Source organism: Streptomyces sp. NBRC 110611 (genome assembly GCF_001590865.1).
Classification (GTDB): domain Bacteria; phylum Actinomycetota; class Actinomycetes; order Streptomycetales; family Streptomycetaceae; genus Streptomyces.
Genome location: NZ_BBUY01000018.1, coordinates 95,431 through 110,604, shown reverse-complemented (window position 1 = coordinate 110,604; position 15,174 = coordinate 95,431). Strand labels below are relative to the sequence as shown.

Below are 15,174 nucleotides of genomic sequence, written 5' to 3'. Positions count from 1 at the left end.
GGCGGCCGGTTGCCCGGCCCCGAACACGAAAGAGGTTCCATGCCCGCTGACCCTGCCATGCCGGACGCCGTCGCGACGCTCGCGCGGATCTGGCAGGAGATCCTCGACGTCCCCCGCGTCGGGCCGGACGACGACTTCTTCGCTCTGGGAGGCGACTCCCTCCTCGCCCTCGAGATCATCGGCGCGGCGGAGGAGCAGGGACTGTCCCTGACCTTGCTGGACCTGTTCAAGAACCCCACCCCCCGCGGCGCGTGCACCGCGCTGACCACCTCCGGCGGCCCGGGCGCGGCCGCCTCCGCACTCGTCAGCCCCCTGGACCGGGCACGCGTCCCCGATGACGTCGAAGCCGCCTGTCCGGCGGCGCACCTCCAACTCGGCCTGATCTACGAAAGCCTGATGAGCGAGGGCCGGTGCTATATCGACGTGATCTCCCGCACCCTCAACCGGCCCCTGCGCCCCGACGTGTTACGCCGCACCCTGGACCTGCTCGCGCAGCGCCACCCCGTCCTGCGTACCCGTTTCGACCTGGCGACGTTCAGCGAACCCCTGCAACTGGTGGAGCCGGCCGCGCCGATCCCCCTGGAGATCTCCGACGACCAGGCCGACGACCAGGCCACGGCCGCCGAGCGGCATGAGGAGCTGATGCGGCGCCTCGCCGAACCCTACGACCCGGAGCGCGCTCCTCTGCTGCGTGCCCACGCCGCGGCGACGGGCCCGCGGACCTTCCGGTTCTCCTACTCCTTCCACCACGCGATCCTGGACGGCTGGAGCGAGGCGGTCTTCTTCAGTGAACTCGCCCGCACCTACGCGGCACTGTGGTCAGGCTCCCGCCCCGACCTCCCGGAGCCGGCCCCCTACGCCACGTTCGTACGCCTGGAACGCGAAGCCCTGCAGGACGCCGCCGCCCTGCGCTACCTCACCCGTCTGTGGACCGCACCGGGGGGTGCCCCTCAGGGAGTGCCGGCAGCCCGGTCGGAGGCCGCGCTTCCGGGACCGTCGACGGCCTCCTCGGAGGCGGAGGCTCCGCCGGGACCGTCGACGGCTGCCCGGACCACCGCCACCGCCGCCCTGCCGCAGGCCCATACCCAGCGCCTGACCCAGCTCTCCGCCCAGTGGAGGGTGCCCGTCAAGAGCCTGCTGCTGACGGCCTGTTGCGCGGCGGCCGGTGCCGTGTGGGGCACCGACACCCCCACCGTCGGCCTGGTGACGAACGGCCGTCCGGAGGTCCCGGGTGCGGCCCTGACCCTGGGCCTGTTCCTGAACCGGCTGCCGTTCCGCCTCGGCCTGTCCGGTGCGACCTGGCAGGCGGCAGCCCGCCGGGCGCTCGCCGAGGAGAACGGTCTGCTGCCCTACCGCCGGTTCCCGTACGCGGAGCTGCGCCGGCTGCTGGGCCCCGACCCGTTCCTCGTGAACTTCAACTATGTGCACTTCCACCCCCGCGCGGAGCTCGTGGCGGCGGGGCTGGTGACGGCCGAGGAGGACATGCGTGACCATACGAGCCTGCCGGTGAGCGTCGATGCGCTCAACGGCCTCCCGGGCGACGGACTGACCCTGGTCGTCACGGCGGACACCAGCCGCTTCGGCCCGCACCTGCCGGCCCGCCTGCTGGAACATGTACTGCACGCCGTGGCCGGACTCGTCACCCACCCCGAGGCGGCTGCCGTGGCACCACGCTCCGGGTAGCACGCACGGAAGACGCACGGAAGACCTCTACGCCCGCCGCCGCATCCGCGTTACGCCCGCCGCCGAATCCCCGTGAGAGGAAGCCCGTTGGCACCGATGCCCCAGCACCGACTGCGCTGTTCCCGTCTGCGCCATGCCCGTGTGCGTCTCGCGGTCCTGGCGGTGTCCACCGCCCTGCTCGGCGCCGCCGCGACCGCCTCGGCACCCGCCGTCACCCCCACGCCGGCCCGAGCATCCGCCCCCGCCGCCGCCCCCGCATCCGTCCCCGTCGCCCAGCCGCCGCAGGCCGTACTCGGCGATCCGTACGTGGAGACCAGCCTCCTCTTCGGCACCGCCCATGCCGACGGCTCCCCTCCCGTCACCGACCGGCAGTTCCGGCGATTCGTGGATGAATTCGTCACGCCCCGGTTTCCGGAGGGACTGACCGTCCAGCAGGGGCAAGGCCAGTACCGGGACGCGCACGGGGCCATCGAGCGTGAGCGCTCCTACGAGCTGATCCTGTGGTACCCCCTCAGCCGCAAGGGGCCCAGCGGCCGCAAGATCGAGGAGATCCGCTCCGCTTACACCCAGCGCTTCGGCCAGGAGTCCGTGGCCCGCGCCGACCACCCCATCAGCGTCGACTTCTGACCTCCCGTGGGAAGGTTCACTGCCCGGGCGTGCCGCCGTCGCCGCGGTCGCCTTCCCCGCGACGGGTGCCGGCCGCGCGGCGGAGCCGCAGCAGGCGGGGGTGCCGGGGCCTGCGGTGTTCGGTGACCGCTTCGCCGACCATGGCCGTCACGGCGTCCCGCAGCCCGTGGAGGGCGTGCCGCGGGGGGCCGGCGCCCGGGTCCTCGCGCAGCTCGGACAGCAGCGACCAGCACAGCGCCAGCATCACCAGCGCGAACGGCAGCGCCACCAGGATCGTCGCCGTCTGCAGCGAGGTGAGCCCGCCCGCGATCAGCAGTACGGCCGCGACCGCGGCCATCAGCACACCCCACACGACGACCAGCCAGGTACGCGGGTGCAGTGCGCCGCGGCTGGTCAGCGAGCCCATGACGAGGGAGGCCGAGTCGGCACTCGTCACGAAGTACGTCATCACCAGCGCCATCGCCACCCATGAGGTGAGCGTGCCCAGCGGCAGGCTGTCCAGCAGCCCGAAGAGCGACGCCTCCGGGCCCTTGTCGACCGTCTCCGCGAGGTTCGCCTGCCCGGTCGCGTCCCTGCGGATCGCGCTGCCGCCCATGACGGCGAACCAGACCATGGTCGCGCCGCTGGGGACCAGGAGCACGCCGATGAGGAACTCGCGGATGGTCCGGCCGTGCGAGATGCGGGCGAGGAACGTGCCGACGAACGGGGCCCACGACAGCCACCATGCCCAGTAGAAGATCGTCCACTTGCCCAGCCACCCGGGGTCGGTGAAGGCACCGGTCTGTGAGGCCATCGGCAGCAGCTGGTTGAGGTAGCGGCCCAGGCCGGCCGGGATCGTCTCCAGCAGGTACACGGTCGGGCCGGCCACGAAGACGAACAGCATCAGCAGCGCTGCCAGCAGGATGTTGACCGTGCTCAGCCACTTCACGCCCCGGTGCAGCCCGGAGAAGGCCGAGGCCACGAAGGCCGCCGACAGCGAGGTGATGATGATCATCTCCAGCGTCCGCGACTGCGGCGTGCCCGCCGTGAGATCGAGGCCCTGGGCCACCTGGAGCGTGCCGAGGCCGAGGCTGGTGGCCGTGCCGAAGACGGTCGCGAAGACCGCCAGCAGATCGATCGCCTTGCCCGGCCCGCCGTTGGCCCACCGCTCACCGATGAGCGGTACGAAGGCCGAGCTCAGCCGGTTGCCGCGGGCCTTGCGGAAGCCCGCGTACGCCAGGGCGAGTCCGGCGATGCCGTAGATGGCCCAGGGCGTGAGGGTCCAGTGGAAGAAGGAGTACTCCAGGGCCGTACGGGCCGCGTCCGTGGTCTGCGGCCGTGCACCCGAGCCGGGCGGCGGCGACACATAGTGCTGCAGCGGTTCGCCCACGCCGTAGAACATGAGGCCGATGCCCATTCCGGCGCTGAACATCATGGCGATCCACGCGATATTGGTGAATTCCGGTTCCGCGTCGTCCCGGCCGAGACGGATCATTCCGAAACGGCTGAACGCGATGACCACGCACAGCACGAGGAAGAAATCGGCAGCCACGACGAAAAGCCAGCTGAAATTGCTCAGCACCCAGTTCAGAGCGGTGTCCGAGACGTTGGCGAAGTTGTCCTTCCCGATGGACGCCCACCCCACGACCAGCAGTACCACCACCACGCCGATGGTCACGATCGTCGGGTCCGGGGGATCCTCATGCGGCTGCCGGCCGGGGGCGGCCGGGTACGTGGGCTCCGTGCTCATGGCGCCCCACTATGGTGCGAAATCACGGGATTCTGGGGCTGGCGCGCCGACGGGATGATCATCGGCGGGCCGGGCACCGGCGCCCACCTCGCCCCCGGCGCGCCGGGATGATCCGGCCTCAGGCACACTTCATCTGCAGGTATTCCACCATTCACGAGGGTTGTACATGATTACGCTCACCAAGGAAGACGGCCCGGCGGACCTGGACGGGGTGACCCATATGTCCATCGGGGTCTCCTGGGATCCCACCGCGGGCAGCAAGGGCGGCCTGATAGGCAAGCTCAAGCGGAAGACCGGCACCGACCTGGATCTGATCGCGATCGCGCTGCAGGGGGAGGACCCGGTCCGCCTCGCGGGCCTCGACTCCCTGGACCCGATGGGCAACGGCGCACTGCTGCACAGCGGCGACAACCAGACGGGGCACGGCGACGGCGACGACGAGACGGTGACCGTCGAGTTCGCCAAGATCCCGCCGAACATCACCTCCCTCGTCTTCGTCGCCGCCGCCTACAAGAAGGGCAGTTCCTTCCAGGACGCGCGCAACATCAGCTTCAAGGTCTACGACGCGACGGGCGGCAGCAGCCAGCAGGTCGCCGACATCTGGCCGTCCCTGCTCACCAACGACAACGGCTGTGCCGTGGCCAAGGCGATCCGGGTGGGCGCGGGCTGGAAGCTGCAGGTGATCAACGAGACCGGGAAGATCAAGCAGGGTGACGAACACGCCCTGATGCGCTTCGCCATCAGCAAGTAGGACCCCCTCTCTCCCGTACGAGCAGGGCGGACCGGCGCGCGGCGAAGCCAGGTGAGGTGCGCCGGGCCCGCGCCCGCGCCCGCGCCCGGGCCCGCCGGCCCCTGCTCGTCGAGCGGCGAGATCGGCGAGCGCGACGGAGCGGCGAACGCGACGGAGCGTGAACATGATGGAGGGCCGGATATGACGGAGCGCCGAATTTCGGGCGAGGCATAGGCTTTACGGATATGCGTTCGACCGCCTAGCTTGGCATTGCTGCGCAGCTCAACTCGGCCTTCCGCAGGGGCGAGGCCGGCATCGACGTCGTCCGTGAGGTGTTCGGCCAGTACTACCTGTGGCGCAATCAGTTCCACCGCTGGTTCGGCGTGTGCATTGTCAAAAGCCCCGCGTTCGGTACCTCCTTCGACACCTCCTTCGTCCTGTCCGAGCTGACCGAGCACATCGACGAGGAGATCAACGGTGACCACCACGGCATGGCGGTCCGGTTCCTGCACGCACTGGGCGTCGCGGAACCGCAGTCGCTCACGCCCCTGCCGGTGACCTCGGCGTACTCCGACTCCTTCCTGCGCCGGTACCTCGGTCCCCAGCGGACCGGGGAGGAGACGCTGGCGGCCCTCGCCGGCCGGGAGATCGTCGCGCCGGAACGGAACCGCCTGACCATCGAGGCCCTACCCGAGCACTACGGCATCGACGAGGGCCTGGAGTTCTTCGGGCTGCACGAAGAGCTGGAAGTCGAACACTTCGCGTCGCTGTGGGGAGCCCTGGTGAAGGGCTATCAGGCGGACGAGAGCACCCTGATCGACGCCGCCCGGCAGGAGATCCGGGAGCACGTCACCTTCTGGGATGACGTCTACGCCGCGGTGACCGAGGCCAGGGGCCGCGCCTCCGCCTGGGCGTGACGGCGGCCCTGGAGGGCATGGTCCGGACATGGCCGTGGCCCGGGTGAGTTGCGCGGCGCCGCCGCGGATGAGGTGGTGGATGCTCGCGGTGGTGACGCTGGTGCAGGTCACCGCGTCCTTCGCCACCCAAGGACTCGGCGCGCTCTCGGGTGCGGTGCATGACGCGTTCACACTCTCCGGCGCCGAAGTCGGCCTGATGGTCACCGCGGTCGGCCTGGCTCCGGTCTTCTCCCTGTTCGTGGTGGGGCATCTGGTGGACCGCCATGGGGAGCGATGGGTGGTGGCCGTCGGATCGCTCGTGATGACGGCGGGACTGGCCGCCGCCTCCATCGCGCCGGGCTACGCGGTGGTGCTGGTCTCGTTGTTCTTCGCGGGCATCGGGTACAGCACCGTGCAGCCCGGTGGCAGCAAGTCGGTCTCCTCCTGGTTCCCTGCCGGCCGGCGCGGTGTGGCGATGGGGGTGCGCCAGGCGGGCCTGCCCATCGGCGGAGCCGCGGCCGCGGCTGCCCTCCCGGGGGTTGCGCACGCGTTCGCCTGGCAGGCGGCGTTCGCCGTGGCCGCCGCTGTCGCGCTGGCCGGGGGAGTGGCGTTCACCCTGGCCTACCGCCCGCCACCCGACGCCCGACGGACGAGGGGCGAGCAGTCCCCCGGCGCCCGGCGAACGATGCGCGAGCAGCCGGACGACGCCCGGCTACTGCCCGGCCTGGCCCGTACGCTCCGGCAGCCGTGGCTGCGTCCGGTCCTGTGGTCCGGAGTACCGCTGGTCGGCGCCCAGTTCTGCCTCACCGCCCACCTGATGCTCTTCACCCGCGACCACTTTGACCGTCCCCTGTCCCAGGGCGCGGTCCTGCTGGCACTGCTGCAGGTCGGTGGAGTGACGGGCCGGGTCGTGCTGGCCTCCATCAGCGACCGCGACCGCGCCCGCGCCCGTGGTTCGCGACTGCCGGTCGTGCGCGTCAGCATGCTGTGCTCGGCGCTGTTCCTGGCGCTGCTGCCCGTGCTGCCCGCCCGGACGCCGTTCGGCGTGCTGGCCGTCGCCACCGTCGCGCTCGGCTTCTTCGTCATCGGCTGGTACGGCCCCTGGGTCGCGCATATCGCCGACGCGGCCACGGGTGGCGGCGTGGGCCGGGCGACGGGCGCGGCGATGGCCGCCAACCAGGCAGCGATCGTCGCCGCCCCGCCGCTCCTCGGGCTGCTGCACGACGGCAGCGGCAGCTACCTCGTCACGTGGTGGCTCCCGGCCGCGGTCCTCACCGCCTGCGCGCTGCGTACCACCCGGCAGGCCGCCTGAGCCCCGGCGCCTCCGGAAATATGAATCTGGAATGCGTCTTTGATAGGGTCCGGACTGTGCGGCTGACAAAGTTCACCGACCTGGCGCTGCGTTCCGTGATGCGCCTGGCGGTCTCCCGGGACACCGATGAGGCGCTGACCACCCGGATGGTGGCGGATGCCATGGGGGTGCCGTACACCCACGCGGCGAAGGCGATCACGCGCTTGCAGCACCTGGGCGTGGTGGAGGCCCGGCGGGGCCGCGGCGGCGGGCTGGTACTGACCGATCTCGGGCGTCGTGCCTCCGTGGGCTGGCTGGTGCGGGAGCTCGAAGGCGACGGTGAGGTCGTCGCCTGTGAGGGCGACCCGCCGTGTCCGCTGCGCGCGGCCTGCCGGCTGCGGGGGGCGCTGCGCGAGGCCCAGAACGCGTTCTACGCCACGCTCGATCCGCTGACCGTGGCCGACCTGGTGACCTCGCCCACCGGCCCCGTCCTGGTCTCCCTGACCGGCCGCGCGGCCCCGTAGTCGGAGTGGATCGGGTCGCGGCGGCGGGGTCTGATTCCCTCCCCTTAAATGCGAAGATCATTAACCAATTTCAGGAGGCGCTGTGCTGTCCGAACGGTCCACCCCAGTAGTCCGAGCCACCCTCCCCGTGGTCGGCGCCGCCATCGGGGACATCGCCGAGGCCTTCTACCGCAGGCTGTTCGACGCCCACCCCGAGCTGTTGCGGAACCTGTTCAACCGGGGCAATCAGGCCGGCGGACAACAGCAGCGCGCACTGGCGGGATCCATCGCGGCGTTCGCCGGCATGCTCCTGGACAACCCCGGCGCACGCCCCGACGTGATGCTGTCCCGGATCGCGCACAAGCACGCGTCCTTGGGCATCACCTCCGACCAGTACAAGATCGTCCACCGCCACCTCTTCGCGGCGATCGCCGAAGTGCTCGGCGACGCCGTCACCCCCGACGTCGCCGCCGCCTGGGACGAGGTCTACTGGCTGATGGCCAACGCGCTGATGGCCAACGAGGCCCGCCTCTACGAGGAGGCCGGCGTCGCGGAGGGCGACGTCTGGCACCGTATGGAGATCGTCGAACGGCGCCAGGAGACCCCTCAGGCCGTCTCCTTCCTGCTCCGGCCCGCCGACGGCCGGCCCGCCGAGCCGTTCCGTCCGGGCCAGTACGTGAGCGTCCAGGTCGAGCTGCCCGACGGTGCGCGGCAGATCCGCCAGTACAGCCTGTCCGCCGCCCCGGGCAACGACACCTGGCGCATCACCGTCAAGCGGATCCGGGGCGACGGGCAGCCCGACGGCGAGGTCTCCTCCTGGCTCCACGCACACGCCCGGGTGGGAGATGCCGTCACCGTGTCCGCCCCGTTCGGCGACCTGATACTGCCGGACGGCGACGGTCCGCTGCTGCTGGCGACCGCCGGCATCGGCGTCACGCCCGCACTGGCCATGCTGGGCCACCTCGCCGCCACCGACTCCGGCCGACCGGTGACCGTGGTCCACGCCGACCGCTCACCCGCCGACCACGCACACCGCGACGAGCTGCGCACCCTCGTACAGGCGCTGCCCGACGCCCGCCTTCACCTCTGGTACGACCAGCCCGACGACTCCGCACCCGGGGCATCGGCCGGCCGGGCCGACCTCGGCAGCCTGGAGCTTCCCCCCACCCTCACCGCCTGCCTCTGCGGCCCGCTGCCCTTCATGCGTGCCGTCCGCGGCGATCTGCTGCGCCGCGGCATACCCGCACAGAGGATCCACTACGAGGTGTTCGGCCCCGATCTCTGGCGCGCACAGCAGTAGGCCGCTGCCCTGCTCGCCCTCGGCTCCGCCGCACCGGCCGCTTGAACCGGCCGTCCTCACCCTGTTCCAGGACCGGAGGGCCGGGTGTCCGGCAGCCGTCCCCGGTGCAGGCGGCGGTTGCGCTCGCTGCCGGTCTCGTACGCGGACGCTATGGGGAAGTAGCTGGTCAGGAAGGCGTGCAGGGTCGCGCTCTGCTCCTCTTCCGGCACGTCGCCGTCGTGGTAGTCGTTGAGGCAGAAGACGTCGTGCGGGCGGCTGCTGAGGATGCGGGTCAGCCGTGTGTGGTGCTCGCGGAGGCCGACATTCACAAAGCCGCAGTTGACCGCCCCGGGCACACTGCGGCTGGTGAAGTAGCCGTACGTGTGGTGAAGCGACGAGGCGATGGACAGGTCCGTGCGGCTGCGCAGCTGTGCGGCGGCGGTCTGCTCCACGGCCTCGGGGAAGCGCTGTTCGATGTCGTTCAGCACGCTGCGCCGCAGCGGGTGCGGGGCGTGCAGGAAGGTCTGGGCGGGGGTGTGCCCGAAGAGGTCCTCGATGAGTGCCCGGTTGTTCTTCGCCGCGCTGATGTTGAACTCGTCCTCGTCCGATACCGGCGTGGGCGGTACGGGTGTGGGGGACTGGAAGAACTTCGCCTGACCGTTGGGCAGGAAGAAGACCTCCGGCAGGACCGGGCGGCCGAAGAACACGTCGTCGTTGAGGTAGAGGAAGTGCTCGCTGAGGCCGTCGATGTGGTGCAGGCGGCTCTCGATGGCGTGCGAGTTGTAGGTGGGGAGCCTGCCGCGGTTCTGGAAGATGTCCCGGTGGTCCACTATGCGTACCCGGGGGTGCGAGGTGTCCAGCCAGGAGGGGACCTGCCGGTCCGTGACGATGTAGATGTTCCTGATCCAGGGGGCGTACATGTCCACCGACCGCAGTGAATAGCGCAGTTCGTCCCGGTCGCGGAAGCGCGCGTTTCCGGCGGCGCTGCCCACCGGGGGCAGGCCCAGGACGGTCAGCTCCGCGTTCTTGCGTGCGAGCCAGTCGGGGCCGGTGCCGTCGACCCAGGTGTAGACGGCGTCGATGGGGAAGGAGAGCTCCTGCACGAAGGTGCGCTCGAACGGCTTGATCGTCGGGTAGTCGCGGTCGCCGATCCGCAGCCGTCCCCGCAGAAGCGCGGACTTGGGCACGGTGTGGCCGATCCGGCTGCGCCTGAGCAGCCGGAAGGAGTCCGGGTCGTCCTCGGGTTCGCTCCAGAAGTCGATCGTGCAGGCGTAGACGCCGCCCAGCCGCAGGGTCCCCGAAGGCGTCACCGTCGGCTGGTAGACGCGCAGACCGGCGCACTCATAGTCGCCGGCGACGGCCTCGGCCAGCGCCGCGAGGGTGGTGGCGGTCGCGGCGTTGCGCTCGTTCACCAGCGTCACATAGACCGCCTCCCGCGCGTACTGCCGGGCCAGCGTGGCCAGGACGGCCGGGCGGAACTGCTCGTGCACGCCCACGGTGTAGGGGATCGCCCCGTCCTTGACCACGATGTACGGGACGCCGGCGGCCTCCAGGACCGCCACGGCCAGGTCCAGGTTGGCCTTGACGATGTCGAAGGGCGTCTCGGAGTCGAAGATCCGGCACACCTGCCCGCCCGTCCGCGTCAGGTCGGGCCGGCTCGCCTCGATACGGTCCTCCAGTGCGCGGCGGGTGCGGACGCCGACGCCGGAGCCGGGTGGGGCGAGGGCGGCCCGGCCCAGGTCACCGGAGGCGGTGAGCAGCGCGTGGTGGGCCAGTCGCCGCGCCTTGAGGTCCGCACGCCCGGTGCCGTCCCGTTCCGTCAGCAGCGCACCGAACAGGTCCTCCCAGCGCTCGGCGACGAGGGAGACCCCGAAACGCTCGGAGGCCTTGAGCGCGGCGTGCCCGAAGGAGTGGCGCAGGGCCCGGTCGCTCATCAGCCGGCCCAGTGCATGCCCCAGGCCGACGGTGTCGCCCGGCGGGACGAGGAAGCCGTCCACACCTTCGGTGACGATCTCCGAGGGGCCGTTGGGGCAGTCGTAGGAGACGACGGGTACTCCCGCGGCCTGAGCCTCGACGAGCACCAGCCCGAAGGCCTCGACCCGCGACGTGCACAGGGCGATGCTGGCTTTGGCCCACTCCTCGGCAAGGTGCGCCGAGCTGCCGAGCAGGCGCACGGTGTCGTGCAGCTCCAAGTCCTCGATCTGACGACGCAGACGAGGCCGCAACGGCCCCTCGCCGAAGATCTTCAAGGTCCAATCGGGGTGGTCCGGGACGACTGTGGCGAAAGCCCGGATCGCGTGGTCGACCTGTTTTTCGGATACCAGCCGCCCCGCGAGCACAACCGAGCGCGACTCCAGGGACGAGCGCGGACGGAAGCTGTCCGGCAGCCCGTTGGGGATCACTTCGAGGCGGGGTGCGCGCGGGCCGAGCGACTCCGCGAGCCACGCCTGGGTGCGGCGCGTGAGCAGGACCATGGCGTCGAACCGGGGCGCGAACTGCAGCAGCGGGTCGCCGCTGGCGCCGCGCCGCTCGGCCACTCGGTGTTCCTGATGCACGGTCACCGTACGGGCCGGTGCCGTCTGCGCCACGACGGCCATGAGCGCGGGGGTGGTGGAGACCAGGATGTCGGTGTCCGTCTCGCGCAGGGCGTGCTCGGCCTCGAGGTCGGTGAGCCGGTCGAACGCGGGCTCCCAGGCGGGATCGACCAGCCGGCTCGGCAGGGCCGCCAGCCGCGCACAGTCCGCCGTGCCGAGCCCGCTGTCACGCACCGGCCGCTCCACGGTGCCGGTCCGGTCCACGAGGTAGCTCACCCGCACCCGGGGGTCGAGGTCGAAGAACAGCTTCGCACGGGTGCGGAAGATGCTGATGACGCGGACGTCGTGGCGCCCGGCGAGCTGGTTGGCCTGGGTGAAGACGGTGCGCTCGGTACCGCCCATCTCGTCCGCGGTGGTGAGCAGGTAAGTGATCTTCATGGGGCGTCCCGGCGGCTGTGTCGGCGTCATCAGGCGGTGTCGGCGTCGTCGGCCAGTCGTGTGCAGGCCATACGGAGACTGCCGCGGTCGGTGTAGTAGAGGTGCACGCGCACCAGGCCTCCCCGGCGGTCGGAGACCACCGTCGGCCGGATGGCGAAGACCCCGCGGGGGTCGCTGACGTCGTGCAGTCGCCGGCCCAGGCGCAGCGGCCGACCGCTCTCACCGCCCCAGCGGACGTAGAAGTCCCAGGCCTCGGTGCGCCGGCCCGCAGGGCGGATCGAGCCCAGCGGTACCTCGAAGCGCAGCACACCGTCCTGACCCGTGAACTCCGGTGCGGGACAGGCGATGGCGGCCTCGCCGCGGACCAGCAGAGCCGCGGGGATCTCGTCGGGGGCCCCACCGGTGTCGCCCACGCCGTGGAAGCACACCGCGATGCCGTGGTGGCGCACCTCCACCCGATCCACCTCGGCTCTGGGGAGCGGCCGGGCGACCACCAGGCGGGCATACCCCAGGAGCGAGCTGCCCACGCGGTAGCGGCGACCGGTGCGCTGGCAGGCGTTCACCGGCCCCGTCGGGCCGTTGTAGTCAGCGGCGGGCCCCTCGGCGGGCAGCAGCCGGAGCAGGTGGACGCCGCGCCTGCTGTGCACCGCCAGGGCCATGCGCCAAGGGCCGTGGCCGACCGGAACGCCGTCCATCTCGGCCCCCAGCAACACCGCGGCGTCGAAGGCGGGCGGCCCGCCCGGACGCGGCCGCAGCCGGACGGGAGTGCAGTGCTCGACCCGGCCCCGCCGCAGGACCACCGTCGCCGAGTGCGCACTGCGGAACGACATCGGCAGCGTGCCGTGCAGATTGAGGGTGTGGCCGTCGAGCACGCCCGCGAAACGCAGCGGTGCCGCACGGTCCGTGGTGAGCGGCCGCACCACGCGCCGGACGAGAAGGCCACGCACCGGCAGCAGGGGCCTCAGTGCCCGCTGCCCCCACCGTCGCAGCAAGAACGGGTGCCGGCCGCGGCCGGGTTCTGTCAGGGGGGTCGGGGGCACAGCGTTCTCTCGTGGGCAGCGGTAAGCCCCGGGCCAGGGGAGGCACCGGGGCACAAGGGTCTGTTCACGCCGAAGGGCGCACAAGCGACAGACAAGCTTACCCGCTCCAAAAGGGGTGTACGTCCCCCAGTGGGTATACGTCCGTCCGTCCCCACAGTGGACACACATGCCCGGCCCCACACATGCCCGGCGTCGCCACGCGAGCCCCGGACGCTGCCGGTCAGTCCGTGCCGGACTCCATCGCGGCGCGGTCCAGCATCTCGTCGCCGGAGACCTCGCCGCCGGAGGCGATGGCCTCGGCGCCGCCCTCCGGCATGCTGCCGATCAGCCCCGTCGCGGCCGCCTGGGCGGCGCCGATGGCGGGATGGGCGGTGCCGACCAGGCCCAGCCCGGCGTACTGTTCCAGCTTGGCGCGCGAGTCGGCGATGTCGAGGTTCCGCATGGTGAGCTGGCCGATCCGGTCCACCGGACCGAAGGCCGAGTCCTCGGTGCGCTCCATGGACAGCTTGTCGGGGTGGTAGCTGAAGGCGGGGCCGGTCGTGTCGAGGACCGAGTAGTCCTCGCCGCGCCGCAGCCGCAGCGTCACCTCGCCGGTGACGGCCGTGCCGACCCAGCGCTGCAACGACTCGCGCACCATCAGCGCCTGCGGGTCCAGCCAGCGGCCTTCGTACATCAGCCGGCCGAGGCGCCGTCCCTCGTTGTGGTACTGGGCGAGGGTGTCCTCGTTGTGGATCGCGTTGACCAGGCGCTCGTACGCCGCGTGCAGCAGGGCCATGCCGGGCGCCTCGTAGATGCCGCGGCTCTTGGCCTCGATGATCCGGTTCTCGATCTGGTCCGACATGCCCATACCGTGCCGGCCGCCGATTTCGTTCGCCTCCATCACCAGGTCGACGGCGGAGGCGAATTCCTTGCCGTTGATCGTCACCGGGCGGCCCTGGTCGAAGCCGATCGTCACGTCCTCGACGGCGATCTCGACCGAGGGGTCCCAGAACCGCACGCCCATGATCGGCTCCACCGACTCCAGGCCGGTGTCCAGGTGCTCCAGAGTCTTGGCCTCATGGGTGGCGCCCCAGATGTTGGCGTCAGTGGAGTACGCCTTCTCCGCGCTGTCGCGGTAGGGCAGGTCGTGGGCGACGAGCCACTCCGACATCTCCTTGCGGCCGCCGAGCTCGGTCACGAAGGCCGCGTCCAGCCAGGGCTTGTAGATCCGCAGGTTCGGGTTGGCGAGCAGGCCGTAACGGTAGAACCGCTCGATGTCATTGCCCTTGAACGTCGATCCGTCACCCCAGATCTGGACGTTGTCCTCGAGCATCGCCCGGACCAGGAGGGTGCCCGTGACGGCACGGCCGAGCGGCGTGGTGTTGAAGTACGTACGCCCGCCCGAGCGGATGTGGAACGCCCCGCAGGTGAGCGCTGCCAGGCCCTCCTCGACCAGCGCCGCGCGGCAGTCGACCAGGCGCGCGATCTCGGCACCGTAGGTCTTCGCGCGGTCGGGCACCGAGGCGATGTCGGGCTCGTCGTACTGGCCGATGTCGGCGGTGTAGGTGCACGGGACGGCGCCCTTGTCGCGCATCCACGCGACCGCGACCGAGGTGTCGAGGCCACCCGAGAAGGCGATGCCGACGAGCTCACCGGCGGGGAGGGAGGTAAGAACCTTGGACATGGAAAGAGTATGCATTACGCTGCATTTTCATGCAAGGCGCCCGTCGCCTCGGAAGATCCGGTCGAGGTGATGGCGCAGGACCGCGGTGGCCGACTCCGGGCTGCGCTGGCCGGCGAGGACGCTGGTGCCGAGTCCCGCGGACATGGCGAGGAGGCCGGCCGCCTCCAGCTGCGCGTCCATGCCGGGCCGTGTGAGCTCCGCTTCCTCCGCCTGCCGGAGGAGTTCGGTGACGGCGCCCTCGGCGGCGTCGGGGTTCTTGAGGAAGGGCTGGGCGGCGAGCGTCGGGTCGTTCACGGCCAGGACCGTGTAGGAGGTGTAGAGGTGGTGGAAGGTGCGGCTCTCCTCGTCCGTCGGCAGCGCCGCCATCAGCAGCGCCTCGATCGTCGCGCGCGGTCCCGGGGTGTCCCCGGCGGCCTGGACGCGGGCGGCGACCCGCTGCCCGAATCTCTCCGTCAGGTGCTGCAGCCCGAAGAGCAGCAACTTCTCCTTGGTCTCGAAGTAGTACTGCACCAGCCGCAGTGACACGCCTGCCTCGGCTGCCACCTCGCGCATCCCCGCGGCATGCAGTCCGCGCCGCCCGGCGACCCGGACGAGCGCCTCGGCGATCTCGGTGCGCCGTTCCGCGTGATTCACGCGCTTGGGCATGGGTCGCTTCTCCCTTCGCCGCTTCTCCTTGTGTGCCCTGCTGGGCCGTCCCGTGTGGGCACCCTTGATGATACAGCTGTATCAGTACCGTGGTACGGTCGTATCACGAAGGCTCG

12 protein-coding genes are annotated in these 15,174 nt (G+C 71.1%); 7 read left to right on the top strand and 5 right to left on the bottom strand.

Annotation, left to right across the window (positions count from 1 at the left end; translation table 11 throughout):
- Positions 1 to 39 precede the first annotated feature (39 nt).
- Entirely contained in the window at positions 40 to 1,683 is a 1,644-nt protein-coding gene (locus AZE13_RS27570; RefSeq protein ID WP_066937732.1) for a condensation domain-containing protein, read from the top strand.
- A gap of 96 nt (positions 1,684 to 1,779) precedes the next feature.
- Entirely contained in the window at positions 1,780 to 2,310 is a 531-nt protein-coding gene (locus AZE13_RS27565; protein WP_066937728.1) for a DUF3574 domain-containing protein, read from the top strand.
- A 16-nt stretch (positions 2,311 to 2,326) separates the two neighbouring features.
- On the opposite strand, the gene AZE13_RS27560 is transcribed toward AZE13_RS27565, so the two are convergent.
- Complete coding sequence (locus tag AZE13_RS27560; protein WP_066937725.1) at positions 2,327 to 4,039, bottom strand: BCCT family transporter; 1,713 nt, start codon at positions 4,037 to 4,039, stop codon at positions 2,327 to 2,329.
- Between the two features lie 166 nt (positions 4,040 to 4,205).
- Between AZE13_RS27560 and AZE13_RS27555 the strand changes: the two genes are divergently transcribed.
- The 5 genes from AZE13_RS27555 to AZE13_RS27535 all read left to right on the top strand — a co-directional run bounded on the left by AZE13_RS27555 (position 4,206) and on the right by AZE13_RS27535 (position 8,759).
- Complete coding sequence (locus tag AZE13_RS27555) at positions 4,206 to 4,790, top strand: TerD family protein (protein WP_066937721.1); 585 nt, start codon at positions 4,206 to 4,208, stop codon at positions 4,788 to 4,790.
- Positions 4,791 to 5,101: 311 nt separating this feature from the next.
- Complete coding sequence (locus AZE13_RS27550) at positions 5,102 to 5,686, top strand: iron-containing redox enzyme family protein (RefSeq protein ID WP_066937717.1); 585 nt, start codon at positions 5,102 to 5,104, stop codon at positions 5,684 to 5,686.
- 28 nt (positions 5,687 to 5,714) lie between these two features.
- On the top strand, positions 5,715 to 6,977 hold the full coding sequence (locus AZE13_RS27545; protein ID WP_066937715.1) for an MFS transporter: 1,263 nt from the start codon (positions 5,715 to 5,717) through the stop codon (positions 6,975 to 6,977).
- A gap of 56 nt (positions 6,978 to 7,033) precedes the next feature.
- On the top strand, positions 7,034 to 7,480 hold the full coding sequence (nsrR, locus tag AZE13_RS27540; RefSeq protein ID WP_066937712.1) for a nitric oxide-sensing transcriptional repressor NsrR: 447 nt from the start codon (positions 7,034 to 7,036) through the stop codon (positions 7,478 to 7,480).
- 82 nt (positions 7,481 to 7,562) lie between these two features.
- On the top strand, positions 7,563 to 8,759 hold the full coding sequence (locus AZE13_RS27535; RefSeq protein ID WP_066937709.1) for a globin domain-containing protein: 1,197 nt from the start codon (positions 7,563 to 7,565) through the stop codon (positions 8,757 to 8,759).
- 56 nt (positions 8,760 to 8,815) lie between these two features.
- Here the strand turns inward: AZE13_RS27535 and AZE13_RS27530 are convergent, their stop codons facing one another.
- The 4 genes from AZE13_RS27530 to AZE13_RS27515 all read right to left on the bottom strand — a co-directional run bounded on the left by AZE13_RS27530 (position 8,816) and on the right by AZE13_RS27515 (position 15,058).
- Positions 8,816 to 11,710 (bottom strand): stealth conserved region 3 domain-containing protein, encoded by a 2,895-nt coding sequence (locus AZE13_RS27530; protein WP_066937704.1) that lies wholly within the window; start codon positions 11,708 to 11,710, stop codon positions 8,816 to 8,818.
- A gap of 29 nt (positions 11,711 to 11,739) precedes the next feature.
- Positions 11,740 to 12,657 carry a hypothetical protein gene (locus AZE13_RS27525; protein WP_079124425.1) on the bottom strand — a complete coding sequence of 306 codons (918 nt, stop codon included), beginning with the start codon at positions 12,655 to 12,657 and terminating at the stop codon, positions 11,740 to 11,742.
- 313 nt (positions 12,658 to 12,970) lie between these two features.
- Positions 12,971 to 14,413, bottom strand: coding sequence for an argininosuccinate synthase (gene argG / locus AZE13_RS27520; RefSeq protein ID WP_066937702.1), 1,443 nt, complete (start codon positions 14,411 to 14,413; stop codon positions 12,971 to 12,973).
- A 27-nt stretch (positions 14,414 to 14,440) separates the two neighbouring features.
- Positions 14,441 to 15,058, bottom strand: a complete 618-nt coding sequence (locus AZE13_RS27515; protein ID WP_066937699.1) for a TetR/AcrR family transcriptional regulator — start codon at positions 15,056 to 15,058, stop codon at positions 14,441 to 14,443.
- Between the last annotated feature and the right edge of the window lie 116 nt (positions 15,059 to 15,174).

Excerpts from the sequence above, each read along its gene's own strand:
- argG (WP_066937702.1), bottom strand. The coding sequence starts at position 14,413 with ATGTCCAAGGTTCTTACCTCCCTCCCCGCCGGTGAGCTCGTCGGCATC.
- AZE13_RS27545 (WP_066937715.1), top strand. The coding sequence starts at position 5,715 with ATGGCCGTGGCCCGGGTGAGTTGCGCGGCGCCGCCGCGGATGAGGTGG.
- AZE13_RS27515 (WP_066937699.1), bottom strand. The coding sequence starts at position 15,058 with ATGCCCAAGCGCGTGAATCACGCGGAACGGCGCACCGAGATCGCCGAG.
- AZE13_RS27570 (WP_066937732.1), top strand. The coding sequence starts at position 40 with ATGCCCGCTGACCCTGCCATGCCGGACGCCGTCGCGACGCTCGCGCGG.
- AZE13_RS27530 (WP_066937704.1), bottom strand. The coding sequence starts at position 11,710 with ATGAAGATCACTTACCTGCTCACCACCGCGGACGAGATGGGCGGTACC.
- AZE13_RS27555 (WP_066937721.1), top strand. The coding sequence starts at position 4,206 with ATGATTACGCTCACCAAGGAAGACGGCCCGGCGGACCTGGACGGGGTG.
- AZE13_RS27560 (WP_066937725.1), bottom strand. The coding sequence starts at position 4,039 with ATGAGCACGGAGCCCACGTACCCGGCCGCCCCCGGCCGGCAGCCGCAT.
- AZE13_RS27565 (WP_066937728.1), top strand. The coding sequence starts at position 1,780 with ATGCCCCAGCACCGACTGCGCTGTTCCCGTCTGCGCCATGCCCGTGTG.